Source organism: Streptomyces sp. LN549 (assembly GCF_043203805.1).
Classification (GTDB): Bacteria; Actinomycetota; Actinomycetes; order Streptomycetales; family Streptomycetaceae; genus Streptomyces.
In genome coordinates, this window is record NZ_JAZHRI010000002.1 from 5,227,461 (window position 1) to 5,248,326 (window position 20,866).

At 66.1% G+C, this 20,866-nt stretch carries 14 protein-coding genes, 1 tRNA gene and 1 pseudogene; 14 read left to right on the top strand and 2 right to left on the bottom strand.

Going from position 1 to position 20,866, the window contains the following annotated elements; all coding sequences use genetic code 11:
• Positions 1 to 13 precede the first annotated feature (13 nt).
• Together SH922_RS23785 and SH922_RS23790 are read right to left on the bottom strand one after the other, a co-directional pair.
• Entirely contained in the window at positions 14 to 1,036 is a 1,023-nt protein-coding gene (locus tag SH922_RS23785) for an adenosine deaminase (RefSeq protein ID WP_393059904.1), read from the bottom strand.
• A gap of 132 nt (positions 1,037 to 1,168) precedes the next feature.
• Complete coding sequence (locus tag SH922_RS23790; protein ID WP_393059905.1) at positions 1,169 to 2,395, bottom strand: pyridoxal phosphate-dependent aminotransferase; 1,227 nt, start codon at positions 2,393 to 2,395, stop codon at positions 1,169 to 1,171.
• Between the two features lie 235 nt (positions 2,396 to 2,630).
• Here SH922_RS23790 and SH922_RS23795 point away from each other — a divergent pair.
• From SH922_RS23795 to tuf, 14 genes and pseudogenes are all read left to right on the top strand, one after another.
• A tRNA-Trp gene (locus tag SH922_RS23795) sits at positions 2,631 to 2,703 on the top strand.
• Positions 2,704 to 2,809: 106 nt separating this feature from the next.
• The gene (secE, locus tag SH922_RS23800; protein WP_073732696.1) at positions 2,810 to 3,097 is read left to right on the top strand and encodes a preprotein translocase subunit SecE; all 288 of its coding nucleotides are present in this window, start codon (positions 2,810 to 2,812) and stop codon (positions 3,095 to 3,097) included.
• A 73-nt stretch (positions 3,098 to 3,170) separates the two neighbouring features.
• The gene (gene nusG, locus SH922_RS23805; RefSeq protein WP_393059906.1) at positions 3,171 to 4,097 is read left to right on the top strand and encodes a transcription termination/antitermination protein NusG; all 927 of its coding nucleotides are present in this window, start codon (positions 3,171 to 3,173) and stop codon (positions 4,095 to 4,097) included.
• 176 nt (positions 4,098 to 4,273) lie between these two features.
• Positions 4,274 to 4,708 (top strand): 50S ribosomal protein L11, encoded by a 435-nt coding sequence (gene rplK / locus SH922_RS23810; protein ID WP_010058817.1) that lies wholly within the window; start codon positions 4,274 to 4,276, stop codon positions 4,706 to 4,708.
• Between the two features lie 79 nt (positions 4,709 to 4,787).
• Positions 4,788 to 5,510: a 50S ribosomal protein L1 gene (rplA, locus tag SH922_RS23815; protein WP_356322386.1), complete on the top strand. Its 723-nt coding sequence runs from the start codon at positions 4,788 to 4,790 to the stop codon at positions 5,508 to 5,510.
• 158 nt (positions 5,511 to 5,668) lie between these two features.
• The gene (locus tag SH922_RS23820; protein WP_393059907.1) at positions 5,669 to 6,589 is read left to right on the top strand and encodes a hypothetical protein; all 921 of its coding nucleotides are present in this window, start codon (positions 5,669 to 5,671) and stop codon (positions 6,587 to 6,589) included.
• A gap of 273 nt (positions 6,590 to 6,862) precedes the next feature.
• The gene (gene rplJ, locus SH922_RS23825; protein ID WP_148020214.1) at positions 6,863 to 7,420 is read left to right on the top strand and encodes a 50S ribosomal protein L10; all 558 of its coding nucleotides are present in this window, start codon (positions 6,863 to 6,865) and stop codon (positions 7,418 to 7,420) included.
• An 83-nt stretch (positions 7,421 to 7,503) separates the two neighbouring features.
• Positions 7,504 to 7,887, top strand: coding sequence for a 50S ribosomal protein L7/L12 (gene rplL, locus SH922_RS23830; RefSeq protein ID WP_393059908.1), 384 nt, complete (start codon positions 7,504 to 7,506; stop codon positions 7,885 to 7,887).
• A 595-nt stretch (positions 7,888 to 8,482) separates the two neighbouring features.
• A pseudogene (gene rpoB, locus SH922_RS23835) lies at positions 8,483 to 11,969 on the top strand (DNA-directed RNA polymerase subunit beta).
• A 129-nt stretch (positions 11,970 to 12,098) separates the two neighbouring features.
• Positions 12,099 to 15,998, top strand: coding sequence for a DNA-directed RNA polymerase subunit beta' (locus tag SH922_RS23840; RefSeq protein ID WP_393059909.1), 3,900 nt, complete (start codon positions 12,099 to 12,101; stop codon positions 15,996 to 15,998).
• 435 nt (positions 15,999 to 16,433) lie between these two features.
• On the top strand, positions 16,434 to 16,805 hold the full coding sequence (gene rpsL / locus SH922_RS23845) for a 30S ribosomal protein S12 (protein ID WP_003948652.1): 372 nt from the start codon (positions 16,434 to 16,436) through the stop codon (positions 16,803 to 16,805).
• Between the two features lie 2 nt (positions 16,806 to 16,807).
• Positions 16,808 to 17,278 carry a 30S ribosomal protein S7 gene (gene rpsG / locus SH922_RS23850; protein ID WP_014154599.1) on the top strand — a complete coding sequence of 157 codons (471 nt, stop codon included), beginning with the start codon at positions 16,808 to 16,810 and terminating at the stop codon, positions 17,276 to 17,278.
• A 38-nt stretch (positions 17,279 to 17,316) separates the two neighbouring features.
• On the top strand, positions 17,317 to 19,446 hold the full coding sequence (fusA, locus tag SH922_RS23855) for an elongation factor G (RefSeq protein ID WP_393059910.1): 2,130 nt from the start codon (positions 17,317 to 17,319) through the stop codon (positions 19,444 to 19,446).
• Between the two features lie 159 nt (positions 19,447 to 19,605).
• Positions 19,606 to 20,799, top strand: a complete 1,194-nt coding sequence (gene tuf, locus SH922_RS23860; RefSeq protein WP_073732686.1) for an elongation factor Tu — start codon at positions 19,606 to 19,608, stop codon at positions 20,797 to 20,799.
• Positions 20,800 to 20,866: the final 67 nt, after the last annotated feature.

A 20,866-nucleotide genomic window follows, 5' to 3' on the forward strand; every position in this document is an offset into this window, starting at 1 on the left:
GCACCGGGGCGGTTCAGCCCGCCGGCTTGGCCAGCCACTCGTCGACGCCCGCCAGAAGCTCGGCCCGCACCGCGTCGGGCGCCGCCGAACCCCGTACCGACTGACGCGCCAGCTCCGCCAGCTCCTCGTCCGTGAACGCGTGATGGCGCCGCACGAGGTCGTACTGCGCGGCCAGCCGGGAGCCGAAGAGCAGCGGGTCGTCCGCGCCGAGCGCCATCGGCACACCGGCGTCGAACAGAGTGCGCAGGGGTACGTCGGACGGCTTCTCGTAGACGCCGAGCGCCACGTTCGACGCCGGGCACACCTCGCAGGTCACGCCGCGCTCCGCCAGCCTGCGCAGCAGCCGCGGGTCCTCGGCGGCCCGCACGCCGTGCCCGACCCGGGACGCGTCGAGGTCGTCAAGGCAGTCGCGGACGCTGGACGGGCCCGACAGCTCACCGCCGTGCGGGGCCGCCAGCAGGCCGCCCTCCCGGGCGATGGCGAAGGCCCGGTCGAAGTCACGGGCCATGCCGCGCCGCTCGTCGTTGGAAAGGCCGAACCCGACGACGCCCCGGTCCGCGTACCGCACGGCGAGCCGTGCCAGGGTCCTGGCGTCCAGCGGATGCTTCATCCGGTTGGCCGCGATCACCACCCGGATCGGCAGCCCGGTCTCGCGCGATGCGCTGTCCACCGCGTCCAGGATGATCTCGATCGCCGGAATGAGCCCGCCGAGCAGGGGTGCGTACGAGGTGGGGTCGACCTGGATCTCCAGCCAGCCGGAGCCGTCCGCCACGTCCTCCTGGGCGGCCTCGCGCACCAGTCGCTGGATGTCGCCGGGCGTCCGGAGGCAGGACCGGGCGATGTCGTAGAGCCGCTGGAAACGGAACCAGCCGCGCTCGTCCGTCGCCCGCAGGCTGGGGGGCTCGCCGCCGGTCAGGGCCTCGGGCAGCCGTACGCCGTACTTGTCGGCGAGTTCGAGCAGTGTCGTGGGCCGCATCGACCCGGTGAAATGCAAGTGCAGGTGGGCCTTGGGCAACAGCCGTACATCACGCTCCATTCAAAGATCCTGCCGCACGGACGGGGTGTCGCGGTACCCGGTTTCCCCATCGAGTTGTCACTCGAACGGGTGAGCGAACAAGAAAGCGACCCCCGGCCGGAGCCGGGGGTCGCCACTGAAATGCGGGAGGTGCTACGCCTTGGCCTCGCCGAGCAGCTTCTGGAGCCGCGAGACACCTTCGACGAGGTCGTCGTCACCCAGTGCGTAGGAGAGGCGCAGGTAGCCCGGGGTGCCGAAGGCCTCGCCCGGAACGACCGCGACCTCGGCCTCGTCCAGGATCAGCGCCGCCAGCTCGACCGAGGTGGCCGGGCGCTTGCCGCGGATCTCCTTGCCGAGCAGCGCCTTCACCGAGGGGTACGCGTAGAACGCGCCCTCGGGCACCGGGCACAGGACGCCGTCGATCTCGTTGAGCATCCGCACGATGGTCTGCCGGCGCCGGTCGAAGGCGGTGCGCATCTCGGCGACCGCGTCCAGGTTCCCCGAGACGGCTGCCAGCGCGGCGATCTGGGCGACGTTGGAGACGTTGGAGGTGGCGTGCGACTGCAGGTTGGTCGCGGCCTTCACCACGTCCTTGGGGCCGACGATCCACCCCACGCGCCAGCCGGTCATCGCGTACGTCTTGGCGACACCGTTGACCACGATGCACTTGTCGCGCAGCTCGGGCACGATCGCCGGCAGCGAGGTGAACTTCGCGTCGCCGTAGACCAGGTGCTCGTAGATCTCGTCGGTCAGCACCCACAGGCCGTGCTCGACGGCCCACTTGCCGATCGCCTCGGCGTCCGCCTCGCTGTAGACCGCGCCGGTCGGGTTCGAGGGAGAGACGAACAGGACGACCTTCGTACGCTCCGTGCGTGCCGCCTCCAGCTGCTCGACGGAGACCCGGTAACCGGTGGTCTCGTCGGCGACGACCTCCACCGGGACACCGCCGGCGAGGCGGATCGACTCGGGGTAGGTGGTCCAGTACGGCGCCGGGACGATGACCTCGTCGCCCGGGTCGAGGATCGCGGCGAAGGCCTCGTAGATGGCCTGCTTGCCGCCGTTGGTCACCAGGATCTGGGAGGCGTCGACCTGGTAGCCGGAGTCGCGCAGCGTCTTCTCTGCAATGGCGGCCTTGAGCTCGGGGAGCCCGCCCGCCGGGGTGTAGCGGTGGTACTTCGGGTTGCGGCAGGCCTCGACCGCGGCCTCGACGATGTAGCCGGGGGTCGGGAAGTCGGGCTCGCCCGCACCGAAGCCGATCACCGGACGGCCGGCGGCCTTGAGGGCCTTGGCCTTGGCGTCGACGGCGAGGGTGGCGGACTCGGAGATGGCACCGATGCGGGCGGATACCCGGCGCTCGGAGGGAGAAGTTGCAGCGCTCATGCCTCCATGCTCCCAGACCGTATTCCCCGTCGGCACAGGGGTTTCAGGGACCGGACAGCAGTCGGACACCATGCGGACAGGCAAGCGGGCAGCATCGGACAGGAACGGTCGGGAGCTATCTGTTCGACGCCGGGCCGCTGAGCACGTACACTCACCTGTCGTTGGCCTTCACCAGCCGCACCGTTCCTGCACCCGAAGCATTCGGGGACATGCGGTAGGTTGGTGGAAACCACAAAGGGTCGTAGCTCAATTGGTAGAGCACTGGTCTCCAAAACCAGCGGTTGGGGGTTCAAGTCCCTCCGGCCCTGCTACACACTCCTTCGCCAGGATGTGTGCGCATGTACGTACTTCAATGCACTGCCGTGCGGCTTCACCGGGCGCGGCACGGCCATGACCCGGAATCAGGTGAGAAGCGTGACGGACGCCGTGGGCTCCATCGACATGCCTGATGCCGAGGATGAAGTCCCCGAGTCGAAGAAGAAGACCCGGAAGGGCGGCAAGCGCGGCAAGAAGGGCCCTCTGGGCCGTCTCGCGCTCTTCTACCGCCAGATCGTCGCCGAGCTTCGCAAGGTTGTCTGGCCGACTCGCAACCAGCTGACGACATACACCTCAGTGGTGATTGTGTTCGTAGTCGTCATGATTGGTCTTGTTACCGTGATTGACTTCGGTTTCCAGCGGGTCATCAAGTACGTCTTCGGCTGATCCCGCGGAGGGCGCCTCATGGGCGCCCCTTTCGCATGTTCCACCCATTTGTATCCAGGAAGAAGCAGCCACCGTGTCTGACCCGAACCTGAACGACGCCGTCGAGCCGACGGCGGGCGCCTTCGAGTCCGCCGAGGACGAGCTCGACATCGTCGAGGCGGCGGACGCTGAGGAGCCGGACCAGGCTGAAGCTGCCGACGCCGCCGCGGGCGAGCCCGCCGAGCAGGCCGCAGTGCACGTCGAGTCCGCCGACGAGGCCCTTGAGGCCGAGTCCGGTGACGACGAGGACGAGAGCGACGAGGACGAGGCCTCCGACGAGGAAGCCGCGGACGAGGACGCCGACGAGGCCACGGACGAGGCCGACGAGGAAGAGGCCGAGCCCGTCGACGCCGTCACCGCCCTGCGCGAGGAGCTCCGCGGCCTCCCGGGCGAGTGGTACGTCATTCACACGTACGCCGGTTACGAGAAGCGTGTGAAGGCCAACCTGGAGCAGCGCGCCGTCTCGCTGAACGTGGAGGAGTTCGTCTATCAGGCCGAGGTGCCTGAGGAGGAAATCGTCCAGATCAAGAACGGCGAGCGCAAGAACGTCCGTCAGAACAAGCTCCCGGGTTACGTCCTGGTGCGCATGGACCTGACGAACGAGTCCTGGGGCGTCGTCCGCAACACTCCCGGCGTCACCGGCTTCGTGGGCAACGCCTACGACCCGTACCCGCTGACCCTGGACGAGATCGTCAAGATGCTCGCCCCCGAGGCCGAGGAGAAGGCAGCCCGCGAGGCAGCCGAGGCCGAGGGCAAGCCGGCTCCGTCCCGCAAGGTCGAGGTCCAGGTGCTGGACTTCGAGGTGGGCGACTCGGTCACCGTCACCGACGGCCCGTTCGCGACCCTGCAGGCGACGATCAACGAGATCAACGCCGACTCGAAGAAGGTCAAGGGTCTCGTCGAGATCTTCGGCCGCGAGACCCCGGTCGAGCTCAGCTTCGACCAGATCCAGAAGAACTAGCGCTTCCCGCCAGCTTCTGGACACATGCCTACCGAGCAGGTCAGACCGGCTGTCACAGCCTGTCTGACCTGCTCGGTTTTTGGTCGCGCAGCTATACCCGTTATCGTTGTGCGGTATGCCTGCATCCGGATGACCGGATGACGGCGAAAACTCTCACTAGGACCCGGAGAGAGCACATGCCTCCCAAGAAGAAGAAGGTCACGGGGCTTATCAAGCTCCAGATCAACGCCGGTGCGGCCAACCCGGCACCGCCGGTCGGCCCCGCACTGGGCCAGCACGGCGTCAACATCATGGAGTTCTGCAAGGCCTACAACGCCGCGACCGAGTCGCAGCGTGGCATGGTCGTGCCGGTGGAGATCACGGTCTACGAGGACCGTTCCTTCACCTTCATCACCAAGACTCCGCCGGCCGCCAAGCTGATCCTCAAGGCCGCGGGTGTGGACAAGGGCTCCGGCGAGCCTCACAAGACCAAGGTTGCCAAGCTGACGGCTGCCCAGGTCCGCGAGATCGCCACGACGAAGCTCCCCGACCTGAACGCCAATGACCTCGACGCCGCGTCGAAGATCATCGCCGGCACCGCCCGTTCCATGGGCATCACGGTCGAAGGCTGATTCAGCCCCACCCCCTCAGTGGTAGGACCAAGCGCTGGTCCGCACCACGACTCCACACTCTGAAACCACAGGAGTAGAAGTGAAGCGCAGCAAGAACCTCCGCGCTGCGGACGCCAAGATCGACCGGGCGCGCAACTACGCCCCGCTCGAGGCCGTCCGTATCGCCAAGGACACCGCCTCCACGAAGTTCGACAGCACCGTCGAGGTCGCGTTTGCCCTGGGTGTTGACCCTCGCAAGGCCGACCAGATGGTCCGTGGCACCGTGAACCTCCCGCACGGCACCGGCAAGACCGCCCGGGTCCTGGTCTTCGCGACCGGTGACCGTGCTGCGGCCGCGGAAGCCGCGGGCGCCGACATCGTCGGCGCCGACGAGCTCATCGACGAGGTGGCGAAGGGCCGTCTGGACTTCGACGCCGTCGTCGCGACCCCGGACCTCATGGGCAAGGTCGGCCGCCTCGGCCGCGTGCTCGGTCCGCGTGGTCTGATGCCGAACCCGAAGACCGGCACCGTCACCCCCGACGTCGTGAAGGCTGTCAACGACATCAAGGGCGGCAAGATCGAGTTCCGCGTCGACAAGCACTCGAACCTGCACTTCATCATCGGCAAGACCTCGTTCGACGAGACCAAGCTGGTGGAGAACTACGCAGCGGCGCTGGAGGAGATCCTCCGTCTGAAGCCGTCCGCCGCCAAGGGCCGCTACATCAAGAAGGCCACGCTGGCCACCACGATGGGCCCCGGCATCCCGCTGGACGCCAACCGCACCCGTAACCTCCTCGTCGAGGAGGACCCGGCCGCCGTCTGAGCCACCGCGCTCGTACGACCGCCGTGTCACGTGTGACATTGACGGGCCCCGCAACCTTTCGAGGTGCGGGGCCCGTCCTCGTATGTACGTACCAGAGGCTGTCGGAGCCGTGCGTTAGCGTGCAGGGCACCGAGAGCGAACGAGGGGTGGAAGCGGATATGAGGACCAGTACCGTACGGCGCGTGGGTATGGCTGTGGCTGTGGCGGCGGCGTTGACGTCGGTCGCGGCCTGCGGCGGATCGGACGACGGCGGCTCGGCCAAGGCCAAGGGCAAGGAAGCGAGCAGCGGCGGCGTCGTGAAGGTCGACGCGATCGCCGCGCTGCTCGACGTGCAGAAGAAGACCGGTGCGGCGAACTCGGCGAAGGTCGAGGGCACCACGGTCATGGGCAGTGCCATGTCCATGAAGCAGTCCGGGGCGCTCGACTGGAGCGACGGCGTCACCGGCACCATGGAGATCACCTACACCGGCGGCGCCATGGCCGACACCATGAAGAAGGCCGGCGGCACCGGCACGATGCAGGCCCGCTACTTCAAGGACGGCTACGCGGCGGACATGGGCGCTGCCCTGGCCCAGCAGACCGGTGGCAAGCGCTGGATCAGCTACTCCTACGACGACCTCGCCGAGCTCGGGGGCGCCTCCGGGGCGGCGATGAAGGACCAGATGCAGAACACCACTCCCGACCAGGGAGTGAAGTCGCTGCTGGCCTCCGGCGACGTGAAGGAGGTCGGCAAGGAGCAGGTCCGCGGTGTCGCCACCACGCACTACTCCGGCACGGTCGACGTCGCCGAGCTGACCGCCAAGACCTCGAAGCTGGACCCCGCTCAGCTGACCGCTCTCAAGAAGCAGCTCAACGACGCCGGGATCACCACGGAGAAGGTCGACATCTGGGTCGACGAGAACGACCTCCTGGTGAAGAAGACCGAGCGCGGGCAGATGAAGACCGGCGAACTCAACTCGACGGTGTTCTACAGCGACTACGGGACCAAGGTCTCGGTCGAGCAGCCGCCGGCCGGCGAGACCATCGGGTTCAAGGAGCTGCTCCAGCAGCAGCAGGGAGCGACCGCGGGAGCGTCCTAAACCTTCCGGACCACCCGAACCGGGACGGATTTGCTCGGCGCGACCTCGGTCGCGTACTCTTCTGCAGAAGCCAAAGACCGCTGGTCGTTGCTGAAACCCGCAAGGGGGACGGCAACCGAAGGATCCGTTGAATGCGGACGACCTGCGCAGGTGACTGTGGAAAAGCTCCCGGACTTGTTCGGTCGAGCTTCGCCCTGGCGCCTGCGCCGGGGCGTTTCGTCTTTTCCGGCCCCTTTTGAGCGGTCCTCATCACCCGGAAGGAGGCCGACGCTCATGGCAAGGCCCGACAAGGCTGCAGCGGTAGCCGAGCTCGCGGACCAGTTCCGCAGCTCGAACGCCGCCGTGCTGACCGAGTACCGGGGTCTCACCGTGGCACAGCTCAAGCAGCTGCGCCGTTCGCTCGGTGAGAACGCCCAGTACGCCGTGGTGAAGAACACGCTGACCAAGATTGCGGCCAACGAGGCCGGGATCGACACGCTGGACGACCTGTTCGCAGGTCCGACGGCGGTTGCCTTCGTCACCGGTGACCCGGTGGAGTCGGCGAAGGGTCTTCGTGACTTCGCCAAGGACAACCCCAACCTCATCATCAAGGGCGGTGTCCTTGACGGTAAGGCGCTGTCCGCCGATGAGATCAAGAAGCTCGCGGACCTCGAGTCCCGCGAGGTTCTGCTCGCCAAGCTGGCCGGCGCCATGAAGGGCAAGCAGACTCAGGCTGCGCAGCTCTTCCAGGCTCTGCCGTCGAAGTTCGTCCGCACTGCGGAAGCTCTTCGTGCCAAGCGGGAAGAGCAGGGCGGTGCCGGTACTCCGGCTCCCGCCGAGGCCGCCGAGTAATTTCGCTCAGCGGTCCAGCGGGCTCCACGTACGCCCGCCGACATATACATCCGGCACCTGCCGAATAGTGGAAGGACGCCATCATGGCGAAGCTCAGCCAGGAAGACCTGCTCGCCCAGTTCGAGGAGCTCACCCTCATCGAGCTCTCCGAGTTCGTCAAGGCCTTCGAGGAGAAGTTCGACGTCACCGCCGCCGCCGCGGTCGCCGTTGCCGGCCCCGCCGGCCCGGGTGCCGTCGCTGACGCTCCGGAGGAGAAGGACGAGTTCGACGTCATCCTCACCGCCGCCGGTGACAAGAAGATCCAGGTCATCAAGGTCGTGCGTGAGCTGACCTCCCTCGGCCTGAAGGAGGCCAAGGACCTCGTCGACGGCGCCCCGAAGCCCGTCGTCGAGAAGGTCGCCAAGGAGGCCGCCGAGAAGGCTGCCGAGTCCCTCAAGGCCGCCGGCGCCTCCGTCGAGGTCAAGTGACCCAGCGAGTCTTCTGACTCCTCTGGACCCCCGTGCCGCGAGGCGTGGGCGTCACTTCGCGAAAGGCGATCACCCGTATGGGTGGTCGCCTTTCGGCGTACCCGCGGTGGGTGCCTTGCTCTTCCCGCGGCGACGAGTATGGTGATCTTCGCCGTGCGCCTCTCGTGGGGGGTACGGGCGGCGCCGAGGGGCGGCGGGTGCGGGTCTCGGGGCCTGTCCCGGCTGGGGGGCCTTGACGAACCGCACGAGGCGCGCAATTCTCAAGGCGCGTCGTCACATCGATCCGAATCCGAGGCATGGATCGATGGCGAAGAGGGCAGTAAAGAAGAGCGCACCCCGCGCAGGGCTAGACATAGGTGTTGAGAACAGCTGTTGAGAGCAACGTGGGTCTCTGAGAACCCCGACTGGACATCAGTGTGCCGCTTGGCTACACTGACCCTTTGCGCTGCCTGTTAGCTGCCTCCTGCCCGTCACCAGGGGCATACCCATCTTGTGCACCGTGGACCGTGCCTCCCTCACCTGGGATATCTGTCCACCTGTCCAGTTTGGGACCGGTACGCGCGTAGTGAGTCCGAGCCCTCGGAAGGACCCCCTCTTGGCCGCCTCGCGCAACGCCTCGACCGCGAATACGAACAACGGTGCCAGCACCGCCCCGCTGCGCATCTCTTTTGCAAAGATCAAGGAGCCCCTCGAGGTTCCGAACCTCCTCGCGCTGCAGACCGAGAGCTTTGACTGGCTCCTCGGTAATGCCGCCTGGAAGGCTCGCGTCGAGGCTGCTCTGGACAGTGGACAAGACGTCCCCACCAAGTCCGGCCTGGAGGAGATCTTCGAGGAGATCTCACCGATCGAGGACTTCTCCGGGTCGATGTCGCTTACGTTCCGCGACCACCGCTTCGAGCCCCCGAAGAACTCGATCGACGAGTGCAAGGAGCGCGACTTCACGTTCGCCGCCCCGCTCTTCGTCACGGCCGAGTTCACCAACAACGAGACCGGCGAGATCAAGTCCCAGACGGTCTTCATGGGCGATTTCCCGCTCATGACCAACAAGGGCACCTTCGTCATCAACGGCACCGAGCGTGTCGTCGTGTCGCAGCTGGTCCGCTCGCCGGGTGTCTACTTCGACTCCTCGATCGACAAGACGTCCGACAAGGACATCTTCTCCGCCAAGATCATCCCGTCCCGGGGTGCCTGGCTGGAGATGGAGATCGACAAGCGCGACATGGTCGGTGTCCGCATCGACCGCAAGCGCAAGCAGTCCGTCACCGTCCTCCTGAAGGCTCTCGGCTGGAGCACCGAGCAGATCCTCGAGGAGTTCGGCGAGTACGAGTCCATGCGCGCCACCCTGGAGAAGGACCACACCCAGGGCCAGGACGACGCGCTGCTCGACATCTACCGCAAGCTCCGCCCGGGCGAGCCGCCCACCCGCGAAGCCGCTCAGACGCTGCTCGAGAACCTCTACTTCAACCCGAAGCGTTACGACCTCGCGAAGGTCGGCCGCTACAAGGTGAACAAGAAGCTCGGCGCCGATGAGCCGCTGGACGCCGGGGTGCTCACCACCGACGACGTCATCGCGACCATCAAGTACCTGGTCAAGCTGCACGCCGGTGAGACCGAGACGACCGGCGAGTCGGGCCGGGAGATCGTCGTCGAGACCGACGACATCGACCACTTCGGCAACCGTCGTCTGCGTAACGTCGGCGAGCTCATCCAGAACCAGGTCCGTACGGGCCTGGCGCGGATGGAGCGCGTCGTGCGTGAGCGCATGACGACTCAGGACGTCGAGGCGATCACGCCGCAGACCCTGATCAACATCCGGCCGGTCGTCGCCTCCATCAAGGAGTTCTTCGGCACCAGCCAGCTGTCGCAGTTCATGGACCAGAACAACCCGCTGTCGGGTCTCACCCACAAGCGCCGTCTGTCGGCGCTTGGCCCGGGTGGTCTCTCCCGTGAGCGGGCCGGCTTCGAGGTCCGTGACGTGCACCCGTCCCACTACGGACGCATGTGCCCGATCGAGACCCCTGAAGGCCCGAACATCGGTCTGATCGGTTCGCTCGCCTCGTACGGCCGCGTCAACGCGTTCGGCTTCATCGAGACGCCGTACCGCAAGGTCGTCGACGGCCAGGTCACCGACGAGGTCGACTACGTCACGGCCGACGAGGAAGACCGTTACGTCATCGCCCAGGCGAACGCGACGCTCTCCGACGAGCTGCGCTTCACCGAGCCCCGCGTCCTGGTCCGCCGTCGTGGCGGAGAGGTCGACTACGTGCCCGGCACCGAAGTCGACTACATGGACGTCTCGCCGCGCCAGATGGTGTCCGTCGCAACCGCGATGATCCCGTTCCTGGAGCACGACGACGCCAACCGTGCCCTCATGGGCGCGAACATGATGCGTCAGGCGGTGCCGCTGATCAAGTCGGAGGCCCCGCTCGTCGGCACCGGCATGGAGTACCGCTGCGCCACCGACGCCGGTGACGTGCTGAAGGCCGAGAAGGACGGTGTGGTCCAGGAGGTCTCCGCGGACTACATCACCGTGACCAACGACGACGGCACGTACACCACGTACCGCATCGCGAAGTTCATGCGCTCGAACCAGGGCACCTCGGTCAACCAGAAGGTCGTCGTCTCCGAGGGCGACCGGATCGTCGCCGACCAGGTACTCGCCGACGGACCGGCCACCGAGAACGGTGAGATGGCCCTCGGCAAGAACCTGCTCGTGGCGTTCATGCCGTGGGAAGGTCACAACTACGAGGACGCGATCATCCTGTCGCAGCGCCTCGTGCAGGACGACGTCCTCTCCTCGATCCACATCGAGGAGCACGAGGTCGACGCCCGTGACACCAAGCTCGGTCCGGAGGAGATCACCCGGGACATCCCGAACGTCTCCGAAGAGGTCCTCGCGGACCTCGACGAGCGCGGCATCATCCGGATCGGTGCCGAGGTCACGGCCGGTGACATCCTCGTCGGCAAGGTCACGCCCAAGGGCGAGACCGAGCTGACCCCCGAGGAGCGCCTGCTCCGCGCGATCTTCGGTGAGAAGGCGCGCGAGGTGCGCGACACCTCGCTGAAGGTGCCGCACGGCGAGATCGGCAAGATCATCGGCGTCCGCGTCTTCGACCGCGAAGAGGGCGACGAGCTGCCGCCGGGCGTGAACCAGCTGGTCCGCGTCTACGTCGCGCAGAAGCGCAAGATCACCGATGGTGACAAGCTCGCCGGCCGTCACGGCAACAAGGGCGTCATCTCGAAGATCCTCCCGATCGAGGACATGCCGTTCCTGGAGGACGGCACCCCGGTTCGACATCATCCTCAACCCGCTGGGTGTCCCGTCCCGAATGAACCCGGGACAGGTCCTGGAGATCCACCTCGGCTGGCTCGCCAGCCGCGGCTGGGACGTCTCCGGCCTCGGTGACGAGTGGGCCAAGCGCCTGCAGTCCATCGGTGCCGACCAGGTCGCCCCCGGCACCAACGTCGCCACGCCCGTCTTCGACGGTGCGCGCGAGGACGAGATCACCGGCCTCTTCCAGGCCACGATCCCGAACCGCGACGGCGACCGCCTGGTGCAGCCCTCCGGCAAGGCCCAGCTGTTCGACGGCCGCTCCGGCGAGCCGTTCCCGGAGCCGGTCTCGGTCGGCTTCATGTACATCCTCAAGCTCCACCACCTCGTCGACGACAAGCTGCACGCTCGTTCGACGGGTCCGTACTCCATGATCACCCAGCAGCCGCTGGGTGGTAAGGCTCAGTTCGGTGGACAGCGCTTCGGTGAAATGGAGGTGTGGGCCCTTGAAGCTTATGGCGCCGCTTACGCCCTCCAGGAGCTGCTGACGATCAAGTCCGATGACGTGACCGGCCGCGTGAAGGTCTACGAGGCCATCGTCAAGGGCGAGAACATCCCCGAGCCCGGCATTCCCGAGTCCTTCAAGGTGCTCATCAAGGAGATGCAGTCGCTCTGCCTCAACGTGGAGGTGCTGTCCTCGGACGGCATGTCCATCGAGATGCGCGACACGGACGAGGACGTCTTCCGCGCGGCGGAGGAGCTCGGTATCGACCTGTCCCGGCGAGAGCCGAGCAGCGTCGAAGAGGTCTGACGGGTTGGCCGGCCGGATCCCAGTGATCCGGCCGGCTCTCCCCGGACCCGTTCAGACCATTGCTGAAGTGCCCCGATTTCTCGCGTGACGCGAGGGGGCTCGAACCCCCGAAAGAGGGATTGACGACAAGTGCTCGACGTCAACTTCTTCGACGAGCTGCGGATCGGCCTTGCCACCGCGGACGACATCCGGACCTGGTCCCACGGCGAAGTGAAGAAGCCGGAGACCATCAACTACCGCACGCTCAAGCCCGAAAAGGACGGACTCTTCTGCGAGAAGATCTTCGGTCCGACCCGGGACTGGGAGTGCTACTGCGGCAAGTACAAGCGTGTCCGCTTCAAGGGCATCATCTGTGAGCGCTGTGGCGTCGAGGTCACTCGCGCCAAGGTGCGCCGTGAGCGCATGGGCCACATCGAGCTTGCCGCTCCCGTCACCCACATCTGGTACTTCAAGGGCGTCCCGTCGCGCCTGGGCTACCTGCTGGACCTCGCGCCGAAGGACCTCGAGAAGGTCATCTACTTCGCCGCGTACATGATCACGTTCGTCGACGAGGAGCGCCGCACCCGCGACCTTCCGTCGCTGGAGGCTCACGTCTCCGTCGAGCGCCAGCAGGTCGAGAACCGTCGCGACTCGGACCTCGAGAACCGCGCCAAGAAGCTCGAGACCGACCTCGGCGAGCTCGAGGCCGAGGGCGCCAAGGCCGACGTGCGCCGCAAGGTGCGCGAAGGCGCCGAGCGTGAGATGAAGCAGCTGCGCGACCGTGCGCAGCGCGAGATCGACCGCCTCGACGAGGTGTGGAGCCGCTTCAAGAACCTCAAGGTCCAGGACCTCGAGGGCGACGAGCTGCTCTACCGCGAGCTGCGTGACCGCTTCGGCACGTACTTCGACGGCTGCATGGGTGCCGCTGCTCTGCAGAAGCGCCTGGAGTCGTTCGACCTCGACGAGGAGGCCGAGCGCCTCCGCGAGATCATCCGTACCGGCAAGGGCCAGAAGAAGACCCGTGCGCTCAAGCGCCTCAAGGTCGTCTCCGCGTTCCTGCAGACCAGCAACAAGCCCAAGGGCATGGTGCTCGACTGCGTGCCGGTCATCCCGCCGGACCTGCGTCCGATGGTGCAGCTGGACGGTGGCCGCTTCGCGACCTCCGACCTGAACGACCTGTACCGCCGTGTGATCAACCGCAACAACCGCCTCAAGCGTCTCCTTGACCTCGGTGCCCCCGAGATCATCGTGAACAACGAGAAGCGGATGCTGCAGGAGGCCGTCGACGCGCTGTTCGACAACGGTCGCCGTGGTCGCCCGGTCACCGGTCCCGGTAACCGCCCGCTCAAGTCCCTCAGCGACATGCTGAAGGGCAAGCAGGGTCGTTTCCGTCAGAACCTTCTCGGTAAGCGTGTGGACTACTCCGCGCGTTCCGTGATCGTCGTCGGTCCGCAGCTGAAGCTGCACCAGTGCGGTCTGCCGAAGGCCATGGCGCTGGAGCTCTTCAAGCCGTTCGTGATGAAGCGCCTGGTTGACCTGAACCACGCGCAGAACATCAAGTCGGCCAAGCGCATGGTCGAGCGCGGCCGCACCGTGGTGTACGACGTCCTCGAAGAGGTCATCGCCGAGCACCCGGTGCTGCTGAACCGTGCACCGACCCTGCACCGCCTCGGCATCCAGGCCTTCGAGCCGCAGCTGGTCGAGGGCAAGGCCATCCAGATCCACCCGCTCGTCTGCACCGCGTTCAACGCGGACTTCGACGGTGACCAGATGGCCGTGCACCTGCCGCTCTCCGCGGAGGCGCAGGCCGAGGCCCGCATCCTGATGCTGTCCTCGAACAACATCCTGAAGCCGGCCGACGGTCGTCCCGTCACCATGCCTACGCAGGACATGGTGCTGGGTCTGTTCTTCCTGACCACCGACGGCGAGCTCCGTGACACCAAGGGCGAGGGCCGCGCGTTCGGCTCCACGGCCGAGGCGATCATGGCGTTCGACGCCGGCGAGCTGGCGCTCCAGTCGTCCGTCGACATCCGCTTCCCGGTGGGCACCATCCCGCCGCGTGGCTGGGTGCCGCCGGTCGCCGAGGAGGGCGAGCCCGAGTACCAGCCGGGTGACACCTTCCGGCTGCGGACGAGCCTGGGCCGCGCGCTCTTCAACGAGCTGCTGCCCGAGGACTACCCGTTCGTCGACTACTCGGTCGGCAAGAAGCAGCTCTCCGAGATCGTCAACGACCTCGCCGAGCGCTACCCCAAGGTCATCGTGGCGGCGACGCTCGACAACCTGAAGGCGGCGGGCTTCCACTGGGCGACCCGTTCCGGCGTCACCGTGGCCGTCTCCGACATCGTCGTGCCCGAGGCCAAGAAGGCCATCGTCAAGGGCTACGAGGACCAGGACGAGAAGGTCCAGAAGCAGTACGAGCGCGGTCTGATCACCAAGGACGAGCGCACGCAGGAGCTCATCGCGATCTGGACCAAGGCGACCAACGAGGTTGCCGAGGCGATGAACGCGAACTTCCCCAAGACGAACCCCATCTTCATGATGGTTGACTCGGGTGCCCGAGGAAACATGATGCAGATGCGTCAGATCGCCGGTATGCGTGGTCTGGTGTCCAACGCCAAGAACGAGACGATTCCTCGTCCCATCAAGGCGTCCTTCCGTGAGGGCCTCACCGTTCTGGAGTACTTCATCTCCACGCACGGTGCCCGTAAGGGTCTGGCGGACACCGCCCTGCGTACCGCCGACTCGGGTTACCTGACCCGTCGTCTGGTGGACGTCTCGCAGGACGTGATCATTCGCGAGGAGGACTGCGGCACCGACCGTGGCCTCAAGCTGAAGATCGCGGTCAAGGGTGCCGACGGCGTGCTCCGCAAGACGGACGACGTCGAGACCTCTGTGTACGCCCGCATGCTCGCCGAGGACGTCGTCGTCGACGGCAAGGTCATCGCGCCTGCCAACGTCGACCTCGGTGACGTCCTGATCGACGCCCTGGTGGGCGCCGGCGTCGAGGAGGTCAAGACCCGCTCGGTCCTGACCTGTGAGTCCGCGGTCGGCACCTGTGCCTTCTGCTACGGACGCTCGCTCGCCACCGGCAAGCTGGTCGACATCGGTGAGGCGGTCGGCATCATCGCCGCCCAGTCCATCGGTGAGCCCGGTACCCAGCTGACGATGCGTACCTTCCACACCGGTGGTGTGGCCGGTGACGACATCACCCAGGGTCTGCCCCGAGTCGTCGAGCTCTTCGAAGCCCGTACGCCGAAGGGTGTCGCCCCGATCTCGGAGTCCGCAGGCCGGGTCCGGATCGAGGAGACCGAGAAGACCAAGAAGCTCGTGGTCACGCCGGACGACGGCAGCGACGAGATTCCCTTCCCGATCTCCAAGCGCGCCCGTCTGCTGGTGGGCGAGGGCGACCACGTCGAGGTGGGCCAGAAGCTCACCGTGGGTGCCACCAACCCGCACGACGTGCTGCGGATCCTCGGTCAGCGCGCGGTCCAGGTCCACCTGGTCGGCGAGGTCCAGAAGGTCTACAACTCGCAGGGTGTGTCGATCCACGACAAGCACATCGAGATCATCATCCGGCAGATGCTCCGCCGCGTGACGATCATCGAGTCCGGCGACGCGGAACTGCTGCCGGGCGAGCTCGTCGAGCGTTCGAAGTTCGAGACCGAGAACCGTCGTGTGGTCCAGGAGAGCGGTCACCCCGCCTCCGGTCGTCCGCAGCTGATGGGTATCACCAAGGCCTCGCTGGCGACGGAGTCGTGGCTGTCCGCGGCTTCCTTCCAGGAGACGACCAGGGTTCTGACGGACGCGGCGATCAACGCCAAGTCCGACTCCCTGATCGGCCTCAAGGAGAACGTCATCATCGGTAAGCTCATCCCGGCCGGTACGGGTCTGTCCCGCTACCGCAACATCCGGGTCGAGCCGACCGAAGAGGCCAAGGCCGCGATGTACTCGGCCGTCGGCTACGACGACATCGACTACTCGCCGTTCGGCACGGGCTCCGGCCAGGCCGTTCCGCTGGAGGACTACGACTACGGTCCGTACAACCAGTAAGCGAGTCGCTTGATACGACCGAAGGGCGGTCATCCCGTGCACACGGGGTGGCCGCCCTTCGGCGTGCGATGCGTCACTCCGGCCGGCCCGGGCGTACGGTGGATGCAGGCCGGGAGGGCGCTGAGGGGCCCGTGAGCGGCCTTGTGGCATCCCGTACGGGTCGGGGACAAGCCGGGCGGCCGCCCCGCGTGTCGGGGCGGACAGCATTTGTTTTGACCGGAGTCCATGAGGTAGGTACGCTCAGACCTTGTGCCTGGGGTGTGCCTGGGTTTGTGTGCGTGTCCTCAACCGCACGGCGAACCCGTCTTTGGCCACCGCAATCTGTGCTTCCACTGCTCCAGGGGAGTGGCCCGCAGTATTCGACACACCCGACCGCGTGGGTCGGTGAGTGTTCCAGGTTAGTTTCACCGACGGCACACAGAAACCGGAGAAGTAGTGCCTACGATTCAGCAGCTGGTCCGGAAGGGCCGGCAGGACAAGGTCGAGAAGAACAAGACGCCCGCGCTCGAGGGTTCGCCCCAGCGTCGCGGCGTCTGCACGCGTGTCTTCACGACCACCCCGAAGAAGCCGAACTCGGCCCTCCGTAAGGTCGCGCGTGTGCGTCTGACCTCCGGCATCGAGGTCACGGCCTACATTCCGGGTGAGGGACACAACCTGCAGGAGCACTCGATCGTGCTCGTGCGTGGTGGCCGTGTGAAGGACCTGCCGGGTGTTCGCTACAAGATCATCCGCGGCTCGCTCGACACCCAGGGTGTCAAGAACCGCAAGCAGGCCCGCAGCCGCTACGGCGCCAAGAAGGAGAAGTAAGAATGCCTCGTAAGGGCCCCGCCCCGAAGCGCCCGGTCATCATTGACCCGGTCTACAGCTCTCCTCTTGTCACCTCGCTGATCAACAAGATCCTGCTCGACGGCAAGCGTTCCACCGCCGAGCGGATCGTGTACGGCGCCATGGAAGGCCTCCGCGAGAAGACCGGCGCAGACCCGGTCATCACGCTGAAGCGCGCGCTTGAGAACGTCAAGCCCTCGCTCGAGGTCAAGTCCCGCCGTGTCGGTGGCGCCACCTACCAGGTGCCGATCGAGGTCAAGCCCGGTCGTGCCGCCACCCTCTCGCTGCGCTGGATCGTGGGTTACTCCCGCGCCCGTCGCGAGAAGACGATGACCGAGCGCCTCATGAACGAGCTGCTCGACGCCTCCAACGGTCTTGGCGCTGCCGTCAAGAAGCGCGAGGACACCCACAAGATGGCCGAGTCCAACAAGGCCTTCGCGCACTACCGCTGGTAGTCGCTTACCCCATCGAGACCGAGAGAAGATTGAGCCTTATGGCCACCACTTCGCTTGACCTGGCCAAGGTCCGCAACATTGGGATCATGGCCCACATCGACGCGGGCAAGACGACCACCACTGAGCGGATCCTCTTCTACACCGGCGTCTCGTACAAGATCGGTGAAGTCCACGACGGCGCTGCCACGATGGACTGGATGGAGCAGGAGCAGGAGCGCGGCATCACGATCACGTCCGCCGCGACGACCTGTCACTGGCCGCTCAATGATGTTGACCACACCATCAACATCATCGACACCCCGGGTCACGTCGACTTCACCGTCGAGGTGGAGCGTTCGCTCCGCGTCCTCGACGGTGCCGTCACCGTGTTCGACGGTGTGGCCGGCGTCGAGCCGCAGTCCGAGACCGTGTGGCGTCAGGCGGACCGCTACGGCGTGCCGCGTATCTGCTTCGTCAACAAGCTCGACCGCACCGGTGCCGACTTCTTCCGTTGTGTCGACATGATCGTCCAGCGCCTTGGCGCTGTCCCGATCGTCATGCAGCTCCCCATCGGCGCCGAGGCCGACTTCACGGGTGTCGTCGACCTCGTGTCGATGAAGGCCTTCGTGTACCCCGAAGAGGCCGCCAAGGGCGAGATGTACAACGTCATCGACATCCCGGACAACCTCAAGGAGGCCGCCGAGGAATGGCGCGGCAAGCTCCTCGAGGCCGTGTCCGAGAACGATGACGCGATGATGGAGCTGTACCTGGAGGGCGTCGAGCCCACCCAGGACCAGCTGCACGAGGCGATCCGTCGGATCACCCTCGCATCGAAGGGCACCGCCGACTCGGTCACCGTCACCCCGGTGTTCTGTGGCACCGCGTTCAAGAACAAGGGCGTTCAGCCCCTGCTCGACGCGGTCGTCCGCTACCTGCCTTCCCCCCTGGACGTCGAGGCCATCGAGGGCCACGACGTCAAGGACCCGGAGAAGGTCATCCAGCGGAAGCCCTCGGACGACGAGCCGTTCTCCGGCCTGGCGTTCAAGATCGCGAGCGACCCGCACCTCGGCAAGCTCACCTTCGTCCGGATCTACTCCGGTCGCCTCGAGGCCGGCACTGCGGTGCTGAACTCGGTCAAGGGCAAGAAGGAGCGCATCGGCAAGATCTACCGCATGCACGCGAACAAGCGTGAGGAGATCGCGTCGGTGGGCGCCGGTGACATCATCGCCGTCATGGGCCTGAAGCAGACCACCACCGGTGAGACGCTGTGTGACGACAAGAACCCGGTCATCCTGGAGTCCATGGACTTCCCGGCGCCGGTCATTCAGGTCGCCATCGAGCCCAAGTCCAAGGGTGACCAGGAGAAGCTGGGTGTCGCCATCCAGCGCCTCTCCGAGGAGGACCCGTCCTTCCAGGTGCACTCCGACGAGGAGACCGGCCAGACCATCATCGGTGGTATGGGCGAGCTTCACCTCGAGGTGCTCGTCGACCGCATGAAGCGCGAGTTCCGCGTCGAGGCGAACGTCGGCAAGCCGCAGGTCGCGTACCGCGAGACGATCCGCAAGGCCGTCGAGCGCATCGACTACACGCACAAGAAGCAGACTGGTGGTACCGGCCAGTTCGCGAAGGTGCAGATCGCCATCGAGCCCATCGAGGGTGGCGACGCGTCCTACGAGTTCGTCAACAAGGTCACCGGTGGCCGCATCCCCCGTGAGTACATTCCCTCGGTGGACGCGGGCGCCCAGGAAGCCATGCAGTTCGGCATCCTGGCCGGTTACGAGATGGTCGGCGTCCGCGTCACCCTTCTCGACGGTGGTTACCACGAGGTCGACTCCTCGGAGCTCGCCTTCAAGATCGCCGGTTCGCAGGCGTTCAAGGAGGGTGCCCGCAAGGCGTCCCCCGTGCTCCTTGAGCCGATGATGGCCGTCGAGGTCACCACGCCCGAGGACTACATGGGCGATGTCATCGGCGACCTCAACTCCCGCCGTGGCCAGATCCAGGCCATGGAGGAGCGCAGCGGCGCTCGCGTCGTGAAGGGCCTCGTGCCCCTCTCGGAGATGTTCGGCTATGTCGGAGACCTCCGCAGCAAGACCTCGGGTCGCGCAAGCTACTCGATGCAGTTCGACTCCTACGCCGAGGTTCCGCGGAACGTCGCCGAGGAGATCATCGCGAAGGCCAAGGGCGAGTAACTCCCCGAGTTGACGCTTTAGGCTTATCACCGGAGCCTGGTGGGGCATTTGACGCAGCGCGTATGCAATGTGTCGAATGCCCCCGGCCCCGGCATCCCAGCAAAGATCACCTGGCGCCGATGAAGCAAGGCGTACAGAACCACTCCGCAGGAGGACCCAGTGGCGAAGGCAAAGTTCGAGCGGACTAAGCCGCACGTCAACATCGGCACCATCGGTCACATTGACCACGGTAAGACGACCCTTACGGCCGCCATTACCAAGGTGCTGCACGACGCGTACCCGGACCTGAACGAGGCCTCGGCCTTCGACCAGATCGACAAGGCTCCTGAGGAGCGCCAGCGCGGTATCACCATCTCGATCGCGCACGTCGAGTACCAGACGGAGTCGCGTCACTACGCGCACGTCGACTGCCCCGGGCACGCCGACTACATCAAGAACATGATCACGGGTGCGGCGCAGATGGACGGCGCCATCCTCGTTGTCGCCGCGACCGACGGCCCGATGCCGCAGACCAAGGAGCACGTGCTCCTGGCCCGCCAGGTCGGCGTTCCGTACATCGTCGTCGCCCTGAACAAGGCCGACATGGTGGACGACGAGGAGATCCTGGAGCTCGTCGAGCTCGAGGTCCGTGAGCTCCTCTCCGAGTACGAGTTCCCGGGCGACGACCTTCCGGTCGTCAAGGTCTCGGCGCTCAAGGCTCTTGAGGGTGACAAGGAGTGGGGCCAGACCGTCCTCGACCTGATGAAGGCCGTCGACGAGTCCATCCCGCAGCCCGAGCGTGACGTCGAGAAGCCGTTCCTGATGCCGATCGAGGACGTCTTCACGATCACCGGTCGTGGCACCGTCGTCACCGGTCGTATCGAGCGTGGTGTCCTCAAGGTCAACGAGACCGTCGACATCGTCGGTATCAAGACCGAGAAGACCACCACCACGGTCACCGGCATCGAGATGTTCCGCAAGCTGCTCGACGAGGGCCAGGCCGGTGAGAACGTCGGTCTGCTCCTCCGTGGCATCAAGCGCGAGGACGTCGAGCGCGGCCAGGTCATCATCAAGCCGGGTTCGGTCACGCCGCACACCGAGTTCGAGGCGCAGTCCTACATCCTGTCGAAGGACGAGGGTGGCCGTCACACCCCGTTCTTCAACAACTACCGCCCGCAGTTCTACTTCCGTACCACGGACGTGACGGGCGTTGTGACCCTTCCCGAGGGCACCGAGATGGTCATGCCGGGTGACAACACCCTCATGAACGTCGCGCTGATCCAGCCGGTCGCCATGGAAGAGGGCCTGAAGTTCGCCATCCGTGAGGGTGGCCGGACCGTGGGCGCCGGCCAGGTCACCAAGATCCTCAAGTAATTACTTGAGCGTCTGACCTGGTAGCTCCGCACAAGAGCACCAAGAAGGGCCCCGTCCCGCCGCGCAA

What these genes read in the sequence shown, in the direction of transcription:
- SH922_RS23785 (WP_393059904.1), bottom strand. Translation starts at nt 1,036, where the DNA reads ATGGAGCGTGATGTACGGCTGTTGCCCAAGGCCCACCTGCACTTGCAT.
- SH922_RS23790 (WP_393059905.1), bottom strand. Translation starts at nt 2,395, where the DNA reads ATGAGCGCTGCAACTTCTCCCTCCGAGCGCCGGGTATCCGCCCGCATC.
- rplK (WP_010058817.1), top strand. Translation starts at nt 4,274, where the DNA reads ATGCCTCCCAAGAAGAAGAAGGTCACGGGGCTTATCAAGCTCCAGATC.
- SH922_RS23820 (WP_393059907.1), top strand. Translation starts at nt 5,669, where the DNA reads ATGAGGACCAGTACCGTACGGCGCGTGGGTATGGCTGTGGCTGTGGCG.
- rplJ (WP_148020214.1), top strand. Translation starts at nt 6,863, where the DNA reads ATGGCAAGGCCCGACAAGGCTGCAGCGGTAGCCGAGCTCGCGGACCAG.
- rplL (WP_393059908.1), top strand. Translation starts at nt 7,504, where the DNA reads ATGGCGAAGCTCAGCCAGGAAGACCTGCTCGCCCAGTTCGAGGAGCTC.
- rpsG (WP_014154599.1), top strand. Translation starts at nt 16,808, where the DNA reads ATGCCTCGTAAGGGCCCCGCCCCGAAGCGCCCGGTCATCATTGACCCG.
- fusA (WP_393059910.1), top strand. Translation starts at nt 17,317, where the DNA reads ATGGCCACCACTTCGCTTGACCTGGCCAAGGTCCGCAACATTGGGATC.